This is a genomic window from Bacillus sp. SRI_025 (assembly GCF_057592095.1).
Window position 1 is genome coordinate 1 of record NZ_JBYEGB010000001.1, and the last position, 21,022, is coordinate 21,022.

The 21,022-nt window shown below is 41.0% G+C and carries 29 protein-coding genes and 1 pseudogene; 5 read left to right on the forward strand and 25 right to left on the reverse strand.

The window, feature by feature from the left end:
- The 3 genes and pseudogenes from AC20OE_RS00005 to AC20OE_RS00015 form a co-directional block, all read right to left on the reverse strand.
- A pseudogene (locus AC20OE_RS00005) lies at positions 1–1,838 on the reverse strand (transglycosylase SLT domain-containing protein); the annotation flags it as partial.
- Positions 1,839–1,976 (reverse strand): hypothetical protein, encoded by a 138-nt coding sequence (locus tag AC20OE_RS00010; protein WP_095285871.1) that lies wholly within the window; start codon positions 1,974–1,976, stop codon positions 1,839–1,841.
- A gap of 41 nt (positions 1,977–2,017) precedes the next feature.
- Positions 2,018–2,458 carry a phage tail assembly chaperone gene (locus tag AC20OE_RS00015; protein WP_012011040.1) on the reverse strand — a complete coding sequence of 147 codons (441 nt, stop codon included), beginning with the start codon at positions 2,456–2,458 and terminating at the stop codon, positions 2,018–2,020.
- A gap of 185 nt (positions 2,459–2,643) precedes the next feature.
- Here AC20OE_RS00015 and AC20OE_RS00020 point away from each other — a divergent pair, with 185 nt between their 5' ends.
- A complete protein-coding gene (locus AC20OE_RS00020; protein WP_231730857.1) occupies positions 2,644–2,700 on the forward strand; it encodes a putative holin-like toxin in 57 nt (18 codons plus the stop codon).
- A gap of 286 nt (positions 2,701–2,986) precedes the next feature.
- Here the strand turns inward: AC20OE_RS00020 and AC20OE_RS00025 are convergent, their stop codons facing one another.
- From AC20OE_RS00025 to AC20OE_RS00110, 18 genes are all read right to left on the reverse strand, one after another.
- A complete protein-coding gene (locus tag AC20OE_RS00025; protein ID WP_024423257.1) occupies positions 2,987–3,430 on the reverse strand; it encodes a phage tail tube protein in 444 nt (147 codons plus the stop codon).
- A gap of 1 nt (position 3,431) precedes the next feature.
- Positions 3,432–4,778 carry a phage tail sheath family protein gene (locus AC20OE_RS00030; protein WP_058838046.1) on the reverse strand — a complete coding sequence of 449 codons (1,347 nt, stop codon included), beginning with the start codon at positions 4,776–4,778 and terminating at the stop codon, positions 3,432–3,434.
- A 3-nt stretch (positions 4,779–4,781) separates the two neighbouring features.
- Positions 4,782–4,994, reverse strand: a complete 213-nt coding sequence (locus AC20OE_RS00035; protein ID WP_039180988.1) for a YqzN/YkzM domain-containing protein — start codon at positions 4,992–4,994, stop codon at positions 4,782–4,784.
- Positions 4,981–5,436, reverse strand: a complete 456-nt coding sequence (locus AC20OE_RS00040; RefSeq protein ID WP_039180991.1) for a phage tail terminator family protein — start codon at positions 5,434–5,436, stop codon at positions 4,981–4,983. Before AC20OE_RS00040 ends, AC20OE_RS00035 begins: the two co-directional genes overlap by 14 nt.
- 4 nt (positions 5,437–5,440) lie before the next feature.
- Positions 5,441–5,938, reverse strand: a complete 498-nt coding sequence (locus tag AC20OE_RS00045) for an HK97 gp10 family phage protein (RefSeq protein WP_059375833.1) — start codon at positions 5,936–5,938, stop codon at positions 5,441–5,443.
- The gene (locus AC20OE_RS00050) at positions 5,935–6,291 is read right to left on the reverse strand and encodes a YqbH/XkdH family protein (protein ID WP_059375836.1); all 357 of its coding nucleotides are present in this window, start codon (positions 6,289–6,291) and stop codon (positions 5,935–5,937) included. Before AC20OE_RS00050 ends, AC20OE_RS00045 begins: the two co-directional genes overlap by 4 nt.
- Positions 6,288–6,671, reverse strand: a complete 384-nt coding sequence (gene yqbG / locus AC20OE_RS00055) for a protein YqbG (RefSeq protein ID WP_099663600.1) — start codon at positions 6,669–6,671, stop codon at positions 6,288–6,290. The genes AC20OE_RS00050 and yqbG overlap by 4 nt, the downstream gene beginning before the upstream one ends.
- A gap of 13 nt (positions 6,672–6,684) precedes the next feature.
- Entirely contained in the window at positions 6,685–7,608 is a 924-nt protein-coding gene (locus tag AC20OE_RS00060) for a phage major capsid protein (protein ID WP_024425904.1), read from the reverse strand.
- A gap of 22 nt (positions 7,609–7,630) precedes the next feature.
- Positions 7,631–8,719, reverse strand: a complete 1,089-nt coding sequence (locus AC20OE_RS00065) for an XkdF-like putative serine protease domain-containing protein (protein ID WP_058838048.1) — start codon at positions 8,717–8,719, stop codon at positions 7,631–7,633.
- A gap of 38 nt (positions 8,720–8,757) precedes the next feature.
- On the reverse strand, positions 8,758–10,215 hold the full coding sequence (locus tag AC20OE_RS00070) for a phage portal protein (protein WP_487267956.1): 1,458 nt from the start codon (positions 10,213–10,215) through the stop codon (positions 8,758–8,760).
- Positions 10,212–11,513, reverse strand: coding sequence for a PBSX family phage terminase large subunit (locus AC20OE_RS00075; protein WP_162253746.1), 1,302 nt, complete (start codon positions 11,511–11,513; stop codon positions 10,212–10,214). Before AC20OE_RS00075 ends, AC20OE_RS00070 begins: the two co-directional genes overlap by 4 nt.
- Positions 11,514–11,521: 8 nt before the next feature.
- The gene (gene terS, locus AC20OE_RS00080) at positions 11,522–12,166 is read right to left on the reverse strand and encodes a phage terminase small subunit (protein WP_024423266.1); all 645 of its coding nucleotides are present in this window, start codon (positions 12,164–12,166) and stop codon (positions 11,522–11,524) included.
- Positions 12,167–12,317: 151 nt separating this feature from the next.
- Positions 12,318–12,836 (reverse strand): sigma-70 family RNA polymerase sigma factor, encoded by a 519-nt coding sequence (locus AC20OE_RS00085; protein WP_039181011.1) that lies wholly within the window; start codon positions 12,834–12,836, stop codon positions 12,318–12,320.
- 127 nt (positions 12,837–12,963) lie between these two features.
- A complete protein-coding gene (locus tag AC20OE_RS00090; RefSeq protein ID WP_371412189.1) occupies positions 12,964–13,116 on the reverse strand; it encodes an XtrA/YqaO family protein in 153 nt (50 codons plus the stop codon).
- A gap of 50 nt (positions 13,117–13,166) precedes the next feature.
- Positions 13,167–13,568, reverse strand: coding sequence for a RusA family crossover junction endodeoxyribonuclease (locus tag AC20OE_RS00095; RefSeq protein ID WP_059375845.1), 402 nt, complete (start codon positions 13,566–13,568; stop codon positions 13,167–13,169).
- A gap of 50 nt (positions 13,569–13,618) precedes the next feature.
- Positions 13,619–13,858 (reverse strand): hypothetical protein, encoded by a 240-nt coding sequence (locus AC20OE_RS00100; RefSeq protein WP_099663602.1) that lies wholly within the window; start codon positions 13,856–13,858, stop codon positions 13,619–13,621.
- Positions 13,836–13,988 carry a hypothetical protein gene (locus AC20OE_RS00105; protein WP_180272436.1) on the reverse strand — a complete coding sequence of 51 codons (153 nt, stop codon included), beginning with the start codon at positions 13,986–13,988 and terminating at the stop codon, positions 13,836–13,838. Before AC20OE_RS00105 ends, AC20OE_RS00100 begins: the two co-directional genes overlap by 23 nt.
- On the reverse strand, positions 13,985–14,248 hold the full coding sequence (locus tag AC20OE_RS00110) for a helix-turn-helix transcriptional regulator (protein WP_059375848.1): 264 nt from the start codon (positions 14,246–14,248) through the stop codon (positions 13,985–13,987). Before AC20OE_RS00110 ends, AC20OE_RS00105 begins: the two co-directional genes overlap by 4 nt.
- Positions 14,249–14,407: 159 nt before the next feature.
- Here AC20OE_RS00110 and AC20OE_RS00115 point away from each other — a divergent pair, with 159 nt between their 5' ends.
- The 3 genes from AC20OE_RS00115 to bioB all read left to right on the forward strand — a co-directional run bounded on the left by AC20OE_RS00115 (position 14,408) and on the right by bioB (position 16,521).
- Complete coding sequence (locus AC20OE_RS00115; RefSeq protein ID WP_059375849.1) at positions 14,408–14,785, forward strand: helix-turn-helix domain-containing protein; 378 nt, start codon at positions 14,408–14,410, stop codon at positions 14,783–14,785.
- Positions 14,786–15,022: 237 nt separating this feature from the next.
- Positions 15,023–15,373 carry a hypothetical protein gene (locus tag AC20OE_RS00120; RefSeq protein WP_039181025.1) on the forward strand — a complete coding sequence of 117 codons (351 nt, stop codon included), beginning with the start codon at positions 15,023–15,025 and terminating at the stop codon, positions 15,371–15,373.
- 152 nt (positions 15,374–15,525) lie between these two features.
- Positions 15,526–16,521 carry a biotin synthase BioB gene (gene bioB, locus AC20OE_RS00125; protein ID WP_099663603.1) on the forward strand — a complete coding sequence of 332 codons (996 nt, stop codon included), beginning with the start codon at positions 15,526–15,528 and terminating at the stop codon, positions 16,519–16,521.
- 35 nt (positions 16,522–16,556) lie between these two features.
- Here the strand turns inward: bioB and AC20OE_RS00130 are convergent, their stop codons facing one another.
- The 4 genes from AC20OE_RS00130 to AC20OE_RS00145 all read right to left on the reverse strand — a co-directional run bounded on the left by AC20OE_RS00130 (position 16,557) and on the right by AC20OE_RS00145 (position 19,761).
- Positions 16,557–17,030 carry a hypothetical protein gene (locus AC20OE_RS00130; protein ID WP_024423274.1) on the reverse strand — a complete coding sequence of 158 codons (474 nt, stop codon included), beginning with the start codon at positions 17,028–17,030 and terminating at the stop codon, positions 16,557–16,559.
- Positions 17,031–17,200: 170 nt separating this feature from the next.
- Positions 17,201–18,034 (reverse strand): undecaprenyl-diphosphate phosphatase, encoded by an 834-nt coding sequence (locus AC20OE_RS00135; RefSeq protein ID WP_039183288.1) that lies wholly within the window; start codon positions 18,032–18,034, stop codon positions 17,201–17,203.
- Between the two features lie 127 nt (positions 18,035–18,161).
- Complete coding sequence (locus tag AC20OE_RS00140; protein WP_058838056.1) at positions 18,162–19,304, reverse strand: AI-2E family transporter; 1,143 nt, start codon at positions 19,302–19,304, stop codon at positions 18,162–18,164.
- Between the two features lie 73 nt (positions 19,305–19,377).
- Complete coding sequence (locus AC20OE_RS00145; RefSeq protein WP_487267962.1) at positions 19,378–19,761, reverse strand: DoxX family protein; 384 nt, start codon at positions 19,759–19,761, stop codon at positions 19,378–19,380.
- Positions 19,762–19,958: 197 nt separating this feature from the next.
- On the opposite strand from AC20OE_RS00145, the gene AC20OE_RS00150 reads away from it, so the two are divergent.
- Positions 19,959–20,951, forward strand: a complete 993-nt coding sequence (locus AC20OE_RS00150; RefSeq protein ID WP_487267964.1) for a Gfo/Idh/MocA family protein — start codon at positions 19,959–19,961, stop codon at positions 20,949–20,951.
- The last annotated feature ends 71 nt before the right edge of the window (positions 20,952–21,022 follow it).

Sequence of the window (21,022 nt, forward strand, 5' to 3'; positions counted from 1 at the left end):
ACTGTACTGAATGTTTCTTGAATCCACGTCCAGGCATTGACTAAACTCGACCAGATGGATGATGCTACTGTGACAACCGTGCTGCTTAATGGTGTCCAGACATTTTCTGTGAACCAAGTCGCAACTGTTGACCAAACTTCAACAATTTGATCTTTAATTTCAATGGCTTTTTGGCCAATCTTTTCAAATCCGCCGCCATCAAACCATTTTCCGATCGTTTCACCGATAGATTCGCCGCCCATACTTCCAGCAATGCCGCCTACTAGACCACCGATGGCTGTACCTACTCCTGGAACTACGCTTCCAATAGCTGCACCTGCTGCTGCACCTGCCATCCCGCCGGCGATACCGCCTCCAGTCGTACCGATCTTTTCACCAGCATTCTCTTTTTTCATACCGATTAAATTTGTTGCACTAAGTAAACCACCTAGAATAGGAACTTTCTTTAATAATTTGCCGCTCCCTTTACCGATATTTTTTACCGCATCCCCTAGTCCACTTAACCCCTTGCCACCTTTCATTAGACCCGTAAGTCCGCCAACTGAAGCTGCGATACCCGCACCTTTCTTTAGTCCACTAGGGATTTTTCCAAATAACTTACCTGCATTTGTTTTCAGTTTCCCTAATTTACTTGGAGGCCTTCTATTCATTTCGGTTCTTGATGTGGCATTTGGATTTGTTGGTCGTCTCGGTGAACGGCCATTTCTCGCTTTAGTCGATCCTCGGCTGCTTATACCTCTTGCACAACAAGGGCAACAACTACTGCGAAACAAACCTTTTCCACCTCGCGGCTTAGGCTGCGTTTTAGGAGCCGAATTAGATGGTGCAGTTGTCGGAGCCGTTGTTGGCGCTGTTGTTGGCGCTGTTGTTGGTGCTGTTGTTGGTGCCGGAGTGGTACTGCTATTTTCACTTGATTGATCACTTGCTCCAAAGAGACGATCTAATCCAGTCTTCACCCATTGATCTAGTTTTTTTTCAGGATTAAATTTAATCTTCTCTTTAATTCTTCCGATCACATCTTGTTTGTACTCTTCCATTTTATTTTCAACCCAAGGAAGTGCTTTTTCATCCCAAAACTTTCTAGGACTCAATTTTTCCTTCACTTTGTCTGCAACGTCACCTGCATATTTTTGAATTTCATTTAATCCTTTATTGGCAAAGTTCTGTAGCAAACTCTGTTTAGGTTCATCCGTTTTAGCTGATGGACTAGCAGCCTCAGGCTCTTTTTTTATGGTTTTTTCTTTCACAACAGACTCTGCCTGATCTCGTTTTTTCAGCTTACTTTTTGCATTGTCTTGAACTGACACTCTGATTTCGTGTTTGGACATCGTCAAGCTTTTGAGTGTCTTTTTGATTCGTTGAATTGCTGCGGTGGCTTGATCAACCATGTTTAATCTCATATAGTACGTTCTGTTGATGAGCTGAAGGATTGATTTTTTGATTGATGATATTTTACCTGATAATTGATCGTTCAATTTAAACGTCATCATCATGGGACTTGTCCCCACTTGTCTCAAACGATCTATGCTGGTTTTAATGACATCCAGTCCCTTTGCTTGAATGGATATGACCATATAATTCGGTAACATATTTAACTGATTTTTTAATGATTTTAGATCACGATAGATTCCCTGATCCAGCGTCATGGAAACAGCTGAAATTTTCCGGAGTGATAAAGTGAGATTTCTCAGCTTCTTTTCATCCATTTCTAGGCTTATTTTCACCGGTTTTCTAAATGGTTTGAGCTGCTTCTCAAACGTTTGAAACCGTTTTTGAATGCGTAATAGCTTATTCGAAACCCGGTCTTCTAATTCAAATCGCGCTGTAAGTTTCGCCATTTACTTACCTCCTTTCTTTGCTTCTTTTTCTAGCATGTCTAGTTTGTAGCTGATCAGTCCGAAAAGAAATGCTTTGAATGGTCTTGGTGATTCGTATAAATCAAGGAGTTCAGATGGGGAGTAGTGAAGTTCGTGCATCGCGTAATATAAAAACACGGCTTCTTTATCCCCATCTTTTATTAGTTTTTTGCTGCTTCTTCTAAATCTTCAATTTCATCTTCGAATCCGTTGATTTCGATTGCTTTGTTTAACCAGTTCGCATATTCACCGCCAACTGACAGGACACGTTTTGCTACTTCAACTGGATCTTGTGTGCTGTAGGCTTCTCTTAATTCCTTTGAACGGAAATCTGGGTAAATCGTCGATTCAATTGCAATACGTGCGTAGAAGCGCTGGCTGTCTAAGTCTTTCACACGTCCTCTGCCTTTGACATTTTTGAAGGTTGTGTTTTCTTTTTCCAGTTCATCAATACGTTCAGTTGTAATAGCTTTAAAGACAAAAGGAATGACATTCCCTTTTTTATCAACAAAACGCTTAGAAATCGGTACTTTGACTTCTTCCGCTTCTACTGTTTGTCCTGGCATAAAAAATGAAAGATCAAATGTTTGTTTTTCACTCATGTTTAAAAACTCCCTTTGTTATGTTTTTTTGAATGCAAAAAAGCACATCCATTTTTTGAATGTGCTTTCCAATCTTTTCATGTATAATTTTAATTGTACAATTGAATGGCTTGCTCAAGGGCGTCTGGCTCATCCCCGATAGGAAGGGGGTGATGCATATGTCAACATTTGAAGCGATTTCCCTCATGTTTTTATTCGGGATGTTTATCCTTACTTTGTTGACGTATATAAACAAAAAATAGACTCCCCTTGAGCTTTGGACGGTTGAAGGGGAAGTCTATCCTAAAAACTATCTAAATTGATTAGCCAGCCCCTTTGAGGGCCTCATTGTACATTGCCGGGATGTTAGAGCATCCTGGCTTTTTTATTGTATGCAAATAGCTTTGCATGTAAACATATTTTAATGAATCGAATACAAGACGTTGCCAGACGAAATTTAGACGGCTTCAAGACGGCTGTATTACAACTGCATTATAGCATATTCAGTTTTTAATTTGCTAATTAATTAGCTGATTTCCTCCACTTTTCTTAGAAAGTATTCTTCAGCTTCTCAGGAAGATCAAAGTCTTCAAACGTGAAAGGAACTTCTTCTTCAAGCGCCTCTGAATCAACATCCAATCCAGCGATTTTAGCTGAATCAAAGTTGACATCAAATAATGTCACACGCTCAGTGCCACGGCCTGATGATTTATCGTCAATGACAGCTTGAAGAGTGAAATATGGATCTTCTCCTTTTTTCACGTAATTGAGCATCAATTGAACGAAACGGGACGTAACTTTATAGAAGGTTGCCGTTCCTGTTCCGTTTGCTCCCGTTGTTTTATGACCAGTCATTCGGCGGCCCATGACGTTCACTTCTGATTTGTTTTTCTCCACGTTTGCTTCGAAGGTTTTGATAAATGCAAGCTCCTCACCTTCTAAGAAAAGACGACCTTCTTTACCTGAAATAGTATTTTGCGCTTTAAAAGCCATCTTACTTCACCTCCACATTGAAATAGAATTTTTCTGCTGCATCTACTGGTTGAACCGCTAAATCGATGATAAATCCATCACGATCTTCATTGAGGCCGATCACGATATCTGTTTCTGAGTTAAAGCCTGTAATGCCGCTGCCATCTTGAAGCTGTGTGAGATACTGGGTAATCAGTGTTTTCACAAGCTGCACACCATCATCTGATGCTGGAATGTCATTGCCATTGGCTTTGCGTAATTTAATCAGATTTTTTAATTCGAATGTTAAATCATTGTTGATCGCATCAAGCACACGAATGATTTTGTTTTTCGCCATTTGCTGGTTCTTTTCAGCTGTGAAGCTTGTCAAGGAGTTAATATCTTTTTCAACACTCACCGTGCGATCTCTCGCATCAAAGGTGAAAATGAACTCCCCTTGTGATAATCGGTATTCTACTTGATCATTGTCAAGGCGTTCTAATGTATCGACTGCTCCTTCGTATTCCACAAAGGTGAGTGACTGATTGAAGTTTGCTCCGGCACTTGCACCTGCGACCCATGCTGTTGTTTGAGCAGGAGTTAGTTCTGTTCCATCTTCGAGTACAACACCGCTTGTCACATTGATGATTCCTTCTTGGTCAGCTGCATAATTCGCCACAACCCCTTGCACCTTACGTCCTTGCTTATCACGTAAACGTTCGATAAATGAAGCGAAGGTTGCTTTTAATTGCTCACTATTATCGACTGGAAGGGCAATGACATCGAAGTATTCTGTTTCTGCTGCTTCTAGGAAAGCTGTATAATCTGCAACACTTGCCACGCCGTTTTTCCCGCCGCTTAGTGCCACACCAGCTGTGATGACTGCTTCACCTTCACCAGAAAATTGAACGTACTTGTTTTTCACAAGATCTTTGACATCAGTGATAACCTGTTTGTCCACAATATCTGTTCCCAGATAAGTGATAACATCGCGCTTTGTGCTATCCAGTACATTTTCTGCCACTTGTACTGTGATCTCATTTCCTTTTAGGCCGCCATAATTTGCTGTGACCACAAAGTTTTCAGCAATTTCAGCTTTGGCCGGCTCCCCTTCATTTAAGCGGTAAAGCAAGACCGTTTGCGCTTTTTTCTTTGCTTCACGGAAAAGAAGAAGTGACTTATCATCAATGTTAAGTCCAACCTTCTTATTTAAGTCTTCCATATTTGAAACGGAAATAAAGGTTTTTGGTTCTCCCCAGCTCATCACAAGAGGAAGTGCCACCGTACCTCGGTCGCCTAAAGTAATTCGCTGCTCTGCTGTTGTTTTAAAATTAAAGTAAATGCCAGGACGCTTTTTCTCTGTACCTGGTGTAAAAGTGCCTCCGTTCATTCTTTAAACCTCCTTGGACAAAAAAGCATCAATGTGCTTTTTCGCTTCTGTTTTTGTAATTGGTTGATCTTTGATATAAAAAAGAGCCCCTTCAAGGATTTCTGGTTTGACCCCAAAAAGATCCTTGCTGTGCTCCTTTAAGGCTTCAAATGAAAAGCCAAATTCTTTTTCTTCGCCGGCTGTTTGAGCGGGCTGTGCATTTTTAGTCTTGCTCACGTTTGATCACCCCATCTGAAAAGTTGATATCTTCAAGGCTTGCCTGTTTGTCTCGGTTGTACCAATAGCTGCTATCCCATGTCAGGACAATCGCTGCTACGCCTTGATCTATCATTCTTGTTTCCACTCTTTTTATGCGGACATAATCATCAAGCACCTCTCCGTCTTCACTCATCATCTGAATGATTTGACGATCAGCAAGCAATGCATCAACGATTGTTTCTGCCGCATCATGTGCTTTTTCTGTATCAATATGAAAGACTTTCACTTGCAGCGAATAAGATTTCATAAAGGTAGAAACCGTATCTGGACCACTGATCACTGTCACAGGCGGCACATAAACGGATGGCACTTGAAAGCGTTCTGGCAAAAGACGATCATACATTGTCACAGGAAAGTGTGTGTAGATATAATGCATGATTGCCCCGACTTCTTGATTCATTCCATCACCTCCCAAAATGTCGATCGAACCAGCTTTGCAGCTTTCGATCCAGCGACTGTTCAAACATTTGCTCATAGAGCATGACAGCATGATCCCAGTAGCCATTACCTTCAATCCATTGAGAGGCAAGCATCATTCCTGTACTTGCATTCGGATCATATTCAAAGCGGCTGCCAGTCCATCTGCCAGGCACCCATCTTCGCTCTCCACTTGAAGAAGTGGCATGTCCGTCATTGACATAGGAGGCATATTCAAGCTGCGTTCCCACTTCAAGTGTGAGACCGCCCTTTGAAAGGAAAAAATGATTCTCCTTGTCGCCTTGTGTAAAGGATTTTAGAAGCCGTCCTGTATCAACAGCATTCTCCTTGATTAATTCATCCTGAATGATGTCTAAAAACTCTAGGCCCATGTCCTCCAGCCAAACTTGATATTCTGCCTTTAAGCCGCCATCACACGCTGTCTGCAGTTGTGAAATCAGCCGGTCAAGTCCATCAATTTTCATAGATTTTCCTTCCTGACTGCCATCACTTCGATGTGATGATTTTTCACTTTTTTAGGCTGCTGTAATTTGAGTGACACGCCATTCCACACCATTTTGTCATGCAAGCGAATATCACTTCCTAAAGGAAAATGGACAAGATAGGATTGATAAATGACTGTATTCGGCTCTTCTTGCACAAGTGACTGGTTCTTTTCTATGACATAACAAGCTAGATCGGCCAGGCTGGGAGCATCGGGATAGGAAAGTGTCATTTGTAAATCATCAGCTGGTATTCCAAATTTCCCGCGGGCAGACTCCTTATGTTCAAGGTGAAAAAGATCACAGCGATCTGTTAATAGAGATTGATAGCTCATAATGATCTCACCTTTAGTTTGGCACTGCCGGCAGTCAATGTTGGTTCAATGTAATCTACTAGCAAGGCATATACATAGGGTCTGCCTTTCACTTGATCAGCTGCCTTTGCATATGAATAATCGCCCATTTTCTCTGACATAAAGCCTTTCATCATAGATTCGTCATCATTCAGCATGGCAAAATATTGGGCCATTTTTAATAATGCGATTCTTGCTTTTTCAGGGAGAGGCTGATATTTTTCGCTTGAGAAATCGTGACCTACGATCTGAAATACCGCAGCTTCTGCTTCGATAATATCTGCTGTCAGTCTTTCTACAGATCGATTTTTCACACGATCAAATACAGAATAGGCCTGCAGTTCTTCAGCAGAAATGATCATGGTCTGCCGTCACCTACTCTTTCACTTTCATCACTTTTGCTACAGCATCCTCTTCCTCAAATTTGCTGTCTAGCTTCGCTGTGAGGACAATAATAAATTTACGGCTGCGAATATCTTTTTCTACTTCAATTCGAATATTTCGAGAGAAACCTACGATAATATTTTTAGGATGTGTCAGCAAAATATCTGATACGTCTGTTCCCGCTTCGTCATATGGCTGCATATTGGCAAGACCTTTGACCGGCACACCGAATGCAGAAGAAAGTCCGCCTTGAATGGCCGCATCTCCAAGGCCCGTCTGACGGTTTGCTACTTGATCCTTCCACTCAACTTCTAAGCTTGGGGATGTGTAGAAACGGAAATCCTGAGGGACGCGTAAATATTTTGACGGCATCGCTTTATAAGCTTGCTTAAACATTTGGCGGCTAATTTCCGCTCCGTTTGCATCTACGATATGAGATACTGCTTGTTTTCTCACGCCATCCATTTGAGCTAGAAATGGATCTGCTGAAGTCGTATCGCCATTGACGATGAGCTCTTCAATGTCAACGGCTGCTCGTTCAGCGAGCATTTGCATAATCGTCTGCTGAATGCCGTCTTTCTCAATATTGTTTTCAATGCTGTCGTAGGTCATGTGGATCTCTGCGATAACCTCTTTCGCATTTAGCTGGACAGTGCTTGTCGCTGGGACAACACGGTCTTTCGCATCAAGCGCTTTGCCTTCTTCTGCTGGGCGCAAAATACGCTGGCCAAAGCCGATTTTTTCGATTTTTTGTGAATCACTTTCCATCGGAATGATACGTGCATCATTTAAAACGGTTGGTGTATTTTGCATCATTCTAATGAATGTGTTGGATTGGGTTGCGTTCATGAGACCGCCGGTTTTTAAGCTGGCAAGTGTCATTTCGGCCTTGCGAATCAACTCTTGATTTCTCACACTATTTCCTCCTTATTTAGGCTTATAGTAAGCCATCCCATATGGGCTTTGTACTGTCGTTTTGTGTATCGTGGATTGTTTGTTTTGACATGCCGCGCGCTTTTTCAAGCATGTGAATCCGCTCTGAAATAGGCAAAAGCTGCTGCTGAAGCACTTGCTCAAGCGCAGCTTTTTCTCTGCTGGCTGATTTCTCTAAAGAAGAAAGCTGATGACGAATTGGTGCTACGGCTTGCTCAAGCACCTTTTGGACAGGTTCTTCTCCAGTTTGATCTGTTTCCTGCTGTTCAGCATGCTGTAAGACGTTTTCGATGGCCATTTTTGCTTTTTCAAGCTCTCGTACTTGCTCCGTCGTCAAAGCGGCGTCTTGTTTTTGTACGGAGGCTGGCCTTTCACCAATCGTTTGAAGCACATCTTCTGTCTTCAAAATCTCCTGCACGATTGGCAGCAATTGCTCAAGCGCTGATCTTACACCCGCCTCATCACCATCACTTGACTGTAAGGTTTCCAGCAGGTGGTCTAAAACGCTCCAAAATTGTTGTGACATGTTTGCACCTTCCTCTTTCAAAAAGAAATTTTTCAGCAAAGAAAAAAGCCCTCTCTCATTCGTGCTTTGAGATAGGAGCTGATCTTGTTCTTCAATTGCTACGATGTCCGCCGTTCCTGCCATTGAATATCCTGTAATGTGGCCTTTCTGAATTTGATCCCAAATCTCTTGAGAAGCCTTTGTTACAAGCACCCAAGATCCTTTTCGAATCAGCTCACCGCCTACTTCAAAATCAGCTGGTGCAATGTATGATTCAACCACTTCTCCAACACCATGTTGAAAATCATGCTGCTTATCAATGTGGCGGGCATCCTTCATAAAACCATGTGCTGCTCTTTCAATTTCTTTGGCAGACATAAAGTCTTGGTGTGCATCAGGTGTATTCGGTTCATACACGACACCATACACAAGGCGATGAGCATCTTCTGCCTTTGTCAGCACACTCACCTCTTTTTGAAAGTCAGGCTGGCTTTTCTTTGCCTTCATCAAAAAGAATTTCTTTTTGTTTGCGGCTCTGTCCACGTAGGAAACATGCGTAATTTTTGCGTTTTTTAATTCTCTTGGCATATGTTCACCCCCTTTCAAAAAAGCGCACGCGCTTCGGTTTATTCTTTCAACTGATCTGGCTCTCGTTGAGGCTGTTGTTCAGCTGGTGTCATGCGGCTTTCTAAAGGTCTGTGATAGAGATCCTCCGGCCATTCCTCTAACGTTTTCCCAAGGATACGTCCCGCCAGATCTCGCAAATCGTTTGGTGACACTGCCCCAGCCTGAATAAATGGTGTCAGAACCTTGGCAATCTCTAATGGGTCTCTAAAGTCAGGACCATTTAATAGGAAACGGACATGCCAAATATCAAGATCCGGCAGGAAAAGGGTATTGAGTTTCCCTGTGATGAGGTGCCGTTCAGGCTGAAATACCTGTTCTTCTGTTGTTTTCCGCGCCGTATCGGCTGTCGCTTTGTTATAGTCTTGAGACTCACCTGTATAAATAGGCGGCAGTCGAAAAGCAGAGCGGATTTTGTTTCTTGTTTTTTCATCGTATTCTAAAAAGAGTGCATCTTCTTGCAAGATCTCTGCTAAGGATTTGAAGTTCACTTTGACATTTGAAACATCTTCTTCTCCAGTTAACCCTTTTTCCGTCGGGAGACCTTCGACTTCAAGCAATAGAAACTTATGTGCATGATCAGAGCCTTCAATATCGTCCATATAATCTTGAAGCTGCTGATAGGATGACTCAGACAGCATTCCATTTTCGACAATGATGGCACCAGGTACGTGCCGCCCTTGTTTAAAATAAAGGTAGTTCAGTTCTTCTGCCTTGCGTGCCCCATACATATTGACGATGTTGCCAATCCAGCGGGGAATCCCATACGTTCCACTGCCGATTTTAAAATGAATCACTTCTGTTGCACGCAGCGGCTCTGGGGTGGTGTCATCGTATTTGCCTGTTTCACAATGTAAAATGCGGGGATCACCATACTCCTTGAAGAAGACTTTCTTTTCATTGATCACCTGCACATATTTACGGAATCGCTTCTTTCGATTCATTGTTTTCAATTCGCCGTTTTCTGTATACCGAAACTCGACGTCGACTGGCTCACTCAGCTTGCAAATGCGGATATGGAGCGCATCTAAATACTCGATTCCTGCCGGCTTTCCCTGGCCATCTCGGAGAACTTCTAAAAAACCATTCCCTGTTTTCTCCCGGTCTTCGATGACATAGCCAAGCACCACATCAGCAGACTCATCATAGTTCATGTATTTCGTAAACTCTTCAAGTCTTGTCCATTCCTTCTCTGCTGCCTTCTTTTTTGCCGGTTTCACGCCTTCTGCATTAAAGTCAAAGGCATATTCTACACCAAAACCAAAGCCTAAAATATTGGTCTTATACGCATCAATACATTGCTGAAGAATGGTTGAATATTCTGCCATACTTTTTAATTCATTAATATTGTAAGGCGGGGGAACAATGTCATCCTTTTCGTAGGAAAATTCATCTGCATACATTTGTTTTGTATGATCAGACATGTTTGCCTTCATAATGGTTGCTTTCAATTGTTTCATTGTATGGACCTCCTCTCTCTGTTTGGACGGACACGCTCCGAGGCAGTCTGTTTCAAATCTGTCACTTCATAATCATCCAGCGCATACCAGATGGCTGATAATGTGTGTGGATCGATTTGAAATTCATCTTCCTCTAGACGTCCATCCTTATCTGCCTTATAGGTTAGTGATTGAAGTTCATAGATGGTATATGGACATGCATCAGAACAAATAATTTTCTTAAACCGTTTGATCTTTTTTGTATACTGTAAACGTGAGCCTTGGAACTTATGTGCCGCCACCATTTGAAAGCCGCGCTGCCGAAAATAGTGAATGGTTTTAGGTTCGGCTGCATCGGCTTTAATCAGTTCTTTTGATTCAATGAACTCTTTCAAGTCAAGGGCTGTTTCATCATCTGTTTTCCCGCGGTCGTAATATTCCCAATAAATATATAAGTACTTTTTTTCATGATCGACAGCTAGCCGAATGAGCGCATTGTATGATTCAACAAATCCAAAATCCATGCCTGCTCGTTTCAGCGGTCTGTCAATCTGCTGAATGGCTTCTAATACATCAGAATGGCTTCTCACCTCAAACTGAGGAAAAACCTTTGTGCCATTGATCCCGAAATATCCCTTCCTCGCAATGCGATAGAGGTCTGGATCATACTCTTTCAGCTCATCCAGCTGCTTCACGTAGCTTTTAGGAAGGAATAGATTATCTTCTGCCGTGGAGTGATGGTAATACGTATCCTTGATAACAACGGTTCGCTTTTTGTATAAGGTTTCATCATCTAAAACAAAACGCTTCAGCTGTTCATCTCGAAAAAAATGTCTATACGTCCAATTATCCTGACCAACAGGATTGGTCGATAACATCATATAAAGCGGTAAGGATGGATGCCTCAGCCTTCCAAGCAGCTCTTTAAAGCCTTCATAAGAAACCTCTGAACATTCCTCAATCCAAATGATCGAGATGTTGTTGATTGATTTCAATTTTTCAGGTTTGTCCAGCCCTTTAAATAAGATGCTGCTGCCGTTTCGAAACGTCAGTGCAAGCGGCGAACTTCGGCACTTCACCACATGGTCGATGCCGAGGTCGCTGACGATCTCTTGTAATAAAGAAAAGGTTGATTCGCGGTGCGTATCATACACTTCTCGAATGACAAGTGCTGTCCGTTTTTCTTCCAGCAGCTTTAAGACGAGCTTTAAAGCAATGTGATAGCTTTTAGAGGAGCCATAGCCTCCAACTAAAAATTGAAACTTTTGATTCCAATCGAATAGAAAGTGTTCAAAGTGAGGATTGACTTCTTTTTCAATCAATGGCGTCATGAGTCGTCCTCTTTTCGCTTGATCATGATTTGAAGATCTTCCTCTTTTTCTTCACGCACTGCTTTTTTTGTTTTTTCGATCGTCAGTTCAATTTGTTTCAGCCTTAATCTTCGTTCATCCTTCGCATGTGCGAGCTCTTCAAACTGTTTTATTAAACGCCTGAGTTCACCCATTGCACGGGATTGTGCATTTAGAAACGTCGCATGCCGATCCCATGAAAATTGAAACGAATATTCTTCTGAGGTGATGTCTAGTTCTGGCTGAATGCCTTCTCCTGTTTCTTCTAATGAAGAAGGCATGTATGCCGCCTTTTTCAACTCTTTGATCATGTCCTCTTGATCTGCTACATACATGATTCGCTGCGCCCGAATAATGGCTGCATATTGAATTTGAATTTGATCCCAGATTAAATCAAGCGATGTGCGTCCATCCATTTTCTCCATGATTTCAATCGTTTCATCTGAAAGAAATTGATTGAAGATTGAGTGTGCTTGCTTTGACGAAGTTTTTTGTCTTTGCCATCCGTATCGCCTTTTCCACGATTTGACGGTATGGATCGAGACATTGTAATGATCAGCAATTTGCTGGTACGTCATCCCCTTCATATAATCCTGCTTGGCCTCTATCCGTTTATCTTTCATTTACATTCACCTGCCGCCTCCTTTTAATTCGAATGATTCCCTTTGAAGGAATCATTTGTGTAGGGCTAGCAAACATTCGTTTGGTCTTTCTAACTATAGGTGGCAACTGTAAGACAAGCTTTAGCTGATTTATTTTGGATAGAAAAAACGCCTATTCAGCAGCTCTGAATAGGCGTTCTTGTACTTTTTTGGACATCTTCGTCCGCGCTCTTTCCATATGTTTTTGCACAGTTCCTTTTTTGACATCCAGCATGACCGCAATCTCGCTAAACGATAATCCTTGTGTTGTGTGCATAAAGAATACATCCTTTTCTCGATCTGTTAAAACAGACAAAGCTTCATCAATTCGTTTTTTGTCTCTCTCACTGACTTCTCTTTCTTTCTCTTGAATAAGGGTATATTCATGTGATAAAGCCTCTAACACTTCTGGATTTGCAAGAATGGTTCGCTGATAGACTGAACGTCTGTCTAACCCTCTGCGCGCACCTGGCTCTCTTCCGATTTGTAGCCATTCTACTACGTATTCTAGATCGCTCACCATACTGGCGATCATTTTTTTATCATGCTTGTCTTGAACGGACAGCTGATGTTCTTCTTTTTCTTTAAATGGTTCATATTGTTTTCTAGCATTCTTTAAGGCTCTTTTATATTCAATGAGTAAATCTTGCATATTGGCTCTCTCCCTTTTTTAAGAAAATAAAAAACGGACACCAATCAGGTCCCCTTTTAACAGGGTCTTGATCAGTGTCCGCAGGCTTTCCGTCTTGGACGTATTATGATTTGATGTGTTTAGTCAGTTAGCTGATTTTAAAACCAATCTCGTGATCTACTCTTGCAAAATGACCTTTTGCCGTTTGAATAATGGTTTTTCCATGTTCAGGTACATCCATTTGATAAGCCGTTCCTACATTTCCATCTAACACGATGACTTGAATTTTTCCTTTTTCCATCTCACCGACAAATGTTTGGTTATCTTGAATGAATAGTTGTTTTGGCTCGTTCATATGCTTGTCTCCTTTTTTGGTGATGGCCTCGTGCCACTACCTACCGTATTGATAATGATTTCAACTCTTTCACACATACTATAAAACTGGGAAACTCTTAAATCGACAATCTGCAGAGGGACTTGATCAGCTATAGAATGAAGTGCTTCTTGAATATGCTGTAGACTTGGCTGTAAGATGCTGACGTGTATCGGGCGTATCAACCCTTTTTCTGCGTATGTACGCTTTTTTTGGCAGTCAGCAATGTTAAGCGGCATGTGATCAAATAAACGAATTTCAAGTGATAGTGCGCCTTCTAATTTTTGCGGGCATTGTACTTTTGCAGCTGATCGTATTCTTTTCATCAATGTCTCTTTTGTTAACAAATGTTCATGTTCAATGATTAAATGGATGACCATGTTATGATCTCCCGTCATCCTCTGCCCACTGGCGGATGTCTTGTTCGTTTTTACTCGCTTTGAGCAAGCATTTCAAAAATGTCATGATTTGCTTCCATCGTTTCACGTCGCCCTGATTCCTCCTTTATTGTCATCGACTTAGCTTTCAGGAGGGTCATATATGTCTCTTTCTCTTCTGCTGTGGCAAAAACAAACATCGGTTTCTGTTGAAAAAAGGCGATCCAGCCGCCAGCTTGGTCTAAACAAAGCTGCGCTTCTTTTCTAGCATCAAACATCAGCTGATGTCTCATCTTCTTCAGATCCCTCCAAACTGTCATCAATTTCTGTTTGGTATCCATATCGTTTCATGTCATATGACCAGTAGCTTTTTGGATAACCAAAGTTACTCATCTGTGTCACCATTGGATGTTCAATATTCATTCTGCTCGTCTCTCCTTTTCTAAGAACTGATCTTCTTCTAGATAATTACTCTTATTGTGTAACTTCTGACCAAAAAAAAGCTCTTGAACACCGGTATTTAGCAGATCTGCAATATGCTTTGCTATTTCTAAGCTTGGCTTCGTTCTGCCCATCTCTATATTCGCATAGCCGCTTGTGTACTTATAACCTAATTTTTTCGCCATATAGGTTTGTGTTTTTCCTTGCAATATGCGCTCTTCTCGTAAATTTTCAAGTTTCATCTTTCCACCTCTTACTCAATATGTGTAAGTTATATTCATTATGATAATATACACAAAACGAGTAAGTCAACCATATTTTTATTCTTTTTGTGTATTTATTTATCTTTTCCGTGTAATTCATGATAAAATTTACTCATAACATGAAAAAAGGTGTTTCTGATGGATAATTTGACTGGGAAGATTTTAACTGAATTAAGAGAGAAGCATGGATGGAGCAAGTCAACAGTTGCTAAAAAACTCGGATTAAAGGCGATGTCCACTTATGCAAACTGGGAATATGGCTTGAGAAAGCCCGACGGTGAAATGATTGTGAAAATTGCTGAGTTATATGGGGTCTCAACCGATTATCTTCTCACAGGTAAGGACAAAGGCAGACACGATGACGATCTTGCAGACGATCCTGATTTGCAAATTGCGTTTAAAGCCGCCTCAGATTTTTCCGAAGAAGCACGAAGACAAACCATCGATTTTATTAACTACATTAGAGAGAAAGAGAAGCAAAAAGGCCGTCAGCCAAAACAGCGAGACGACCAGTAATCACTCTTTCATCTGCTTTACGTTGCTGGGATGAACCCAGCTTTTTTTATACCTCTTTTTTCCCTTAAAAAAGAAAGAGCATATGAATAAAAAATCATGTGTTTTTTTAAATATATGTCTTTCCCGACATAATATGTGACAATTTTCACCATAATTACTCTTTTTTCACATATTTCAATTGACATATAATTCTATTAATATTAATATATGTATATACCAAAAAAAGGAGTGTTACCGATGAAAAAATTCATGAAAGTCTGTACATTGTCTTTAGCTGCTTTAGGTGCTCTTACGTTCTCCCAAACTGAAGGTGCTCATGCAGCTGCACAGCCAAAAGAACCAGTCATAGCAAAAGCTCCTATTATGAATAAAGTAATTACAGTGAACCGTACGCTTTCTGTAGGTTCTTCAATCGCCGTCTCTCTTCCAGCAAGCCAAATTTCTGTGTCGGGTGCAACGTATGCGATTCAATTAGATCAAACGGCTCCAAACTTCACTTGGATTCGTGCCGTACAACGCGGTTCAGTAACCGTTTCTTACTATAATTCACAAGGCGAGCTTGTCATTAACTATATTACGGTTCGATAAGCAATCTAGCTTTACATATCTGAAGGCGATGACATGGAGTCATCGCCTTTTGATGTTTAAAGTTGGTTTCATTTGATTCGTGATTGCCAACACCTCCCCATTATGTTAACTTTTAATAAAAATAAGTTAACATAATAAGGGAGGCATTAATGATGAAAGAGCAACTGTCTTTATCTTGGGAAGCGATAGCGGAGAAGGCCATGAAAAATGAACCGATTACGGTGCAAGAGGCTTTAGACATTCTTGAAGCTGACGATAGTGAATTGTTACCTATTATGCATGCAGCCTATCAAGTACGATTTCATTTTTTTCAAAAAAAGGTGAAATTAAATATGATTTTCAACGCAAAAAGTGGATATTGCCCTGAGAACTGTGGATATTGTTCACAGTCGATGATTTCAAAAGCACCGGTTGAAAGATATACAATGCTTGATCAAAAAACCATTGTGGCAGGGGCGCGTGAGGCTCTCAAAAGAAAAGCCGGGACTTATTGTATTGTGGCAAGCGGGAGAGCGCCTTCTCATAGGGAATTAGATGAAGTTACAGCAGCAGTAAAGGAAATCACTGAAACGATGCCTTTGAAGGTGTGTGCCTGTCTTGGGTTATTAAATGAAGACAAAGCGAAGCGGCTGAAGGAAGCGGGTGTTCATCGGTATAATCACAATATCAATACACATCATGAACATCATGCTCACATTACGACAACTCATACATACGATGACCGCGTGTCGACCATTGAGCAGGTCAAACAGTCTGGCATGTCACCTTGCTCAGGGGTCATTATTGGAATGGGTGAAACCAATCAGCAAATCGTTGAAATGGCTTTTGCGCTTAGAGCACTTGATGCGGATTCAATTCCAGTCAACTTTCTTCATGCCATTGAAGGAACACCGCTTGAGCATCAAGAACGGACACATCCGATCAAAGCATTGAAAGTGCTGGCAATGATGAGATTTGTCAATCCAACAAAGGAAATTCGGGTATCGGGAGGTAGAGAGTTTAATTTACGGACACTCCAGCCGCTCGCACTTTATGCGGCAAATTCGATTTTCGTTGGTGATTATTTAACCACAAAAGGCCAGCAAGTCCAAACGGATCATCACATCATTGAGGATTTAGGGTTTGAAATAGAAGAATGTGCGTTATAAAAAAAGTCTGCCGATTCACCGGCAGACTTCTAAGATTAGAATCTTTTATGAAAATCGACAGTTCCGCTTCCATCTTCTCGGTCAAAGCTGCCAACAAACGTCCAGTTAATATATCCACCGTCACCATTGTTGACAAACGTACCATCTTCAAATACCCAAATACCAAACGTAATACCGTCATATTCAACACTATCATAGTAGACAACATTGTTCAGACCGCTAAAGTCGTGATCTTGGCTTAAATTTTGGACAACTACGTTGTAGTTTTGACCTGCTTCATAGAACGCACTGTATGCCGCGTTTTTTACGAATCCATCACGATTTTGAGATGATTTTACTGCTTGTTCAATTTTATCGGCAATGGCTACTGGATCAATTGAGACACTTCCATCAACACCTGTTGTTGTAGCAGCTTCAGCCGTTTGACCAAAAGTCGTAAGAGATAGAGGGGCAGCAATCATTGACGTGGCGATGACAGAACCAACAAACATTTTACTTGTTTTTCTCATATTTTCTAACTCCTCCTTTAATTGGTATGTTTATGTACTACCCCTTTCTCTGTCTCTTAAACACTAATTTATGAAAAAAATTCTTATTCTACCAATTAAGAGGGTGTTTTTACTGTTTAATTAGGCGAAATAACAAAAAAACTACTCTTTTATAAAGAGTAGTTTACATATTACATGAACAGGATAAATAAAATCACACCTAGGATAATTCGGTATATCGCAAAAGGCACCAGTTTGATTTTATTGATCAGTTTTAGGAAGAATCGAACAACAAAGAGAGCCACAACAAACGCACTCACAAAGCCGACGATAAAGAATGGCAGCATGTCTGTTGTTAAATATTCAGCATTTTTCACAAGGGTTAACAAGCTTGCTCCCGCCATAATTGGCATCGCCATGATAAATGTAAAGTCTGCCGCAGCACGGTGATTCAAACCAAGAATAACCCCGCCTGCGATCGTCGAACCTGAGCGCGAGAAGCCTGGCCATAATGCCAAACATTGAAACAGTCCAATATAAAGCGCCTGTCTGTACGTCATGTTATCGACAGAGCTTGTTTCTGTTTTCCGTTTATTGATCCAGTCAGCGACAAGCATCAGCACTGCCCCTAAAATCAAACCGACAGCGACCGTTCTGACGTCAAATAAGTATTTATCAATATAATCTTCAAATAAGAATCCTAAAATGACGGCTGGAACAAGTCCAACAGCAATTTGGGCGATGGTCAGCTTATGCCCGCTGCGCTTTTGTTCTTCGGTGATATTTTTCTTTAAGCCCAATAAGTTTAAAATACGATCTTTAAACACGATCATGACAGCTAAAATAGAGCCTAACTGAATCACGACTTTAAATGTATTAGCCGCTTCTGGCGTAATAATTTCCTTTGATTTTAGCCAAAGATCATCGACAATGATCATGTGACCTGTAGATGAAACAGGTGCGTACTCTGTTAATCCTTCGACAATTCCTAAAACCAGTGCCACGAATAAATCCCATAGATTCATGATTTTCTTTCCTTTCAATTCTGATCTTTTGAACACGCCAAACATCTATGTCCACATAAAGACAAGCTTCCTTTATCGAAAGCTCGTCTTTATGATACTATATTTTTTTCAAAAAAAGATTATGACATCAAACCTTTTCTTCTTTATACAAATTGGACCGCATTTTAAACCAATCAAACAGGTGGGTTGTGATAACCTTCAGAACGGCATACGTCGGAATAGCGACAATGATGCCGATGACGCTGAACAATTTACCAGCTGTTAATAGAACAAAAATAATCGTAATTGGGTGAATATGAAGGTTTTTCCCCATCACCTGAGGCGAAATAAATTTACCTTCAATGAGCTGAACCACTGTCCAGACAATAATGAGTTTTAAAAGCATCACTGGTGACGTCACAAGTGCAATCACAATCGCTGGTGTAATCGCAATTGTTGGCCCAAGGTAAGGTACTACGCTTGTACATGCCGCAATGATAGCAAGCAGCAACGCATAGTCAAGTCCAATGATCATATAACCGATTAACAGAAGAACACCGATACAGAAGCTGACAATAATCTGTCCGCGAATATACGAGCTCAGCCGGTGGTTCATTTCGTGAAGCACGATATGTGTATGTTCTCTCATTTTATTTGGAATGAATTTCAAGAAATAGTCAGGCAGCTTTTTGCCGTCTTTTAATAGATAAAACAGAATGAACGGCACCGTCACGATCGAGATGATAACTTCTGTGAGCGCCCCTAAGAATGTTCCTACACCGGTAAAGGTACTTTCCAAAATCTTCGTCGCTTGACTAGATGCTTTACTTACCAATTCAGACACGTTAAAGTTCATCGTTTTTTGCACTTGATTAATAAAGTTACTTCCTGTTAATTGTCTAATTTGTTCTTCTACTGTATCGACGTATTTCGGAAGATTATGAAATAGACTCATGGTTTGAGCTTGTAAAAAAGGAATAATAGACACGATGGTCACTGTAATAATCCCAATAATGACTATATATAAAAGCAAAATGGAATAGATCCGCTTGATTCTTGCTTTCTCTAACAAGTTGACAATTGGATTTAATAAATAATACACAACCCCCGTTAAAATAATCGGTAAGGCAATGGTTTTGACGAGTACAATGAGCGGTGTGAAAATAAATGATGTTTTCATGAAAACAAGGATATTCAATCCGATTAATAGCAGGACGAGTAAAAAGAGAACAAACTTGTTATCAAGAAAAAATTTTCTAAATCGACTGCTCCACATTTGCATAGAATTCATATCGTTCCTCCAAACACGGGCTATTTTATGAGTAAATTGTACACTACTTGATCATGATATGGTGATCATTGTTTCAGCTTTTTTCCCATTTTGCAATAGACATCGCCCATACAATGAGAATCGGCTGTCCAATAAGTCTTATCCATAGCAAAGCTTGTTCTGTATTTTCTTGACCTGGAAATGGTATTCCCTCACGTGCAGCAAATAAGTTTGCCGGGAAAATGAGTACAAGATAGACAGCAATGAATTTTGCCGCTGCAAGCCTGGAATTCGGCAAAAGCAGCAGCACGGCCAGCAGCCATTCAAGACATGCAGTCACATAGACCATTACATATGGAAATGGCCAGCCTGGCATCATGCGAGCAAAGCCGCCCGGCTCTATTACATGAAAAATACCAGCAACTATGAATAAAAGCGCAAAGGTGTATGTACTTCCTATATGCAGGACGCGCTTCATGTTTCCTCCTCTCCCTTCTATCCTGAGTATTACCCGAAGAAGGAAGAAACTACCCACTTTTCGTACATTTATATCCTTTATGTAAGACGCATCAGCCTATATAAAGGTTTCATCCGCTTTTCAATAAAAAGAATATTCTTTCATACAAACGCTTTCAAAGCATGTATAATCAGAGGAAAGCAGAAGGAGGGAATCACATGATTCGATTTGCTGTCATCGGAACGAACTGGATTACAGATCGGTTCTTACAAGCTGGTGAAGGAATCGCTGACTTTACATGTACAGCCGTCTATTCACGGTCCGCTGAAAAAGGACAGGCCTTTGCCGAAAAATACGGGATTGAGACGGTTTTTACGAACTTACAACAAATGGCGGAAAGTGATACGTTCGATGCCGTGTATATTGCGAGTCCAAATGCCCTTCATAAAGAGCAAGCCATGTTAATGATGGAGCATCAAAAGCATGTTTTATGCGAAAAACCATTCGCCTCTCATCGAAAAGAAGTGGAAGAAATGATTGCCGCAGCGAAAAAACATCAAGTGTGTTTAATGGAAGCGATGAAAACGACATTTCTGCCAAACTTTCTGCAAATCAAACAGCATCTTGATCAGCTTGGACCTATCAGGCAAGTGGTCGCGCATTACTGTAAATATTCCTCAAGATACGATGCCTATCGAAACGGCGAGCTTCCAAATGCCTTTAAGCCGGAGTTATCCAATGGTTCGTTAATGGATATCGGGGTGTACCTCGTTTACCCAGTCATATCCTTATTTGGTCTGCCGAATCAAATCACCGCGAGAGGCTATAAGCTTTCTTCTGGTGTGGATGGGAATGGGGCAGTCCTTTTACGGTATGACGGGCATCAAGCACTTCTTTTTCATTCTAAAATTTCAACGTCTCATTTATCGGCTGAAATTCAAGGCGAGGATGCCTCGATGGTGATTGATCAATTCCACCGGCCTTCACGAATCACGATACATGACCGTGACGGACATCAAACTGACATCTCGCTCAAAGATGATCAGCCAGCTATGTCTTATGAAATCAATCATTTTATTGAGTGTATTCAGCAGGGAATGGGGCAGTCCCCGGTCAATACATTTGCGTTATCTGTTCAAACCATGTCCGTCATGGACGAAGCAAGAAGACAAATGGGCGTGATGTATCCTGCCGACAGACAAAATGTATAGGGCATAAAATGATGAACAAAGGGCGAATTATTTTTTGGTTCGCCCTTTGTTTTTTAAGTTTCGTGTCAGTC

Excerpts from the sequence above, each read along its gene's own strand:
- AC20OE_RS00010 (WP_095285871.1), bottom strand. The coding sequence starts at position 1,976 with ATGCACGAACTTCACTACTCCCCATCTGAACTCCTTGATTTATACGAA.
- AC20OE_RS00015 (WP_012011040.1), bottom strand. The coding sequence starts at position 2,458 with ATGAGTGAAAAACAAACATTTGATCTTTCATTTTTTATGCCAGGACAA.
- AC20OE_RS00025 (WP_024423257.1), bottom strand. The coding sequence starts at position 3,430 with ATGGCTTTTAAAGCGCAAAATACTATTTCAGGTAAAGAAGGTCGTCTT.
- AC20OE_RS00030 (WP_058838046.1), bottom strand. The coding sequence starts at position 4,778 with ATGAACGGAGGCACTTTTACACCAGGTACAGAGAAAAAGCGTCCTGGC.
- AC20OE_RS00040 (WP_039180991.1), bottom strand. The coding sequence starts at position 5,436 with ATGAATCAAGAAGTCGGGGCAATCATGCATTATATCTACACACACTTT.
- AC20OE_RS00045 (WP_059375833.1), bottom strand. The coding sequence starts at position 5,938 with ATGAAAATTGATGGACTTGACCGGCTGATTTCACAACTGCAGACAGCG.
- AC20OE_RS00050 (WP_059375836.1), bottom strand. The coding sequence starts at position 6,291 with ATGAGCTATCAATCTCTATTAACAGATCGCTGTGATCTTTTTCACCTT.
- yqbG (WP_099663600.1), bottom strand. The coding sequence starts at position 6,671 with ATGATCATTTCTGCTGAAGAACTGCAGGCCTATTCTGTATTTGATCGT.
- AC20OE_RS00065 (WP_058838048.1), bottom strand. The coding sequence starts at position 8,719 with ATGCCAAGAGAATTAAAAAACGCAAAAATTACGCATGTTTCCTACGTG.
- AC20OE_RS00070 (WP_487267956.1), bottom strand. The coding sequence starts at position 10,215 with ATGAAACAATTGAAAGCAACCATTATGAAGGCAAACATGTCTGATCAT.
- terS (WP_024423266.1), bottom strand. The coding sequence starts at position 12,166 with ATGAAAGATAAACGGATAGAGGCCAAGCAGGATTATATGAAGGGGATG.
- AC20OE_RS00085 (WP_039181011.1), bottom strand. The coding sequence starts at position 12,836 with ATGCAAGATTTACTCATTGAATATAAAAGAGCCTTAAAGAATGCTAGA.
- AC20OE_RS00090 (WP_371412189.1), bottom strand. The coding sequence starts at position 13,116 with ATGGAAAAAGGAAAAATTCAAGTCATCGTGTTAGATGGAAATGTAGGA.
- AC20OE_RS00095 (WP_059375845.1), bottom strand. The coding sequence starts at position 13,568 with ATGGTCATCCATTTAATCATTGAACATGAACATTTGTTAACAAAAGAG.
- AC20OE_RS00100 (WP_099663602.1), bottom strand. The coding sequence starts at position 13,858 with ATGAGACATCAGCTGATGTTTGATGCTAGAAAAGAAGCGCAGCTTTGT.
- AC20OE_RS00105 (WP_180272436.1), bottom strand. The coding sequence starts at position 13,988 with ATGAATATTGAACATCCAATGGTGACACAGATGAGTAACTTTGGTTAT.
- AC20OE_RS00110 (WP_059375848.1), bottom strand. The coding sequence starts at position 14,248 with ATGAAACTTGAAAATTTACGAGAAGAGCGCATATTGCAAGGAAAAACA.
- AC20OE_RS00115 (WP_059375849.1), top strand. The coding sequence starts at position 14,408 with ATGGATAATTTGACTGGGAAGATTTTAACTGAATTAAGAGAGAAGCAT.
- AC20OE_RS00120 (WP_039181025.1), top strand. The coding sequence starts at position 15,023 with ATGAAAAAATTCATGAAAGTCTGTACATTGTCTTTAGCTGCTTTAGGT.
- bioB (WP_099663603.1), top strand. The coding sequence starts at position 15,526 with ATGAAAGAGCAACTGTCTTTATCTTGGGAAGCGATAGCGGAGAAGGCC.
- AC20OE_RS00130 (WP_024423274.1), bottom strand. The coding sequence starts at position 17,030 with ATGAGAAAAACAAGTAAAATGTTTGTTGGTTCTGTCATCGCCACGTCA.
- AC20OE_RS00135 (WP_039183288.1), bottom strand. The coding sequence starts at position 18,034 with ATGAATCTATGGGATTTATTCGTGGCACTGGTTTTAGGAATTGTCGAA.
- AC20OE_RS00140 (WP_058838056.1), bottom strand. The coding sequence starts at position 19,304 with ATGAATTCTATGCAAATGTGGAGCAGTCGATTTAGAAAATTTTTTCTT.
- AC20OE_RS00145 (WP_487267962.1), bottom strand. The coding sequence starts at position 19,761 with ATGAAGCGCGTCCTGCATATAGGAAGTACATACACCTTTGCGCTTTTA.
- AC20OE_RS00150 (WP_487267964.1), top strand. The coding sequence starts at position 19,959 with ATGATTCGATTTGCTGTCATCGGAACGAACTGGATTACAGATCGGTTC.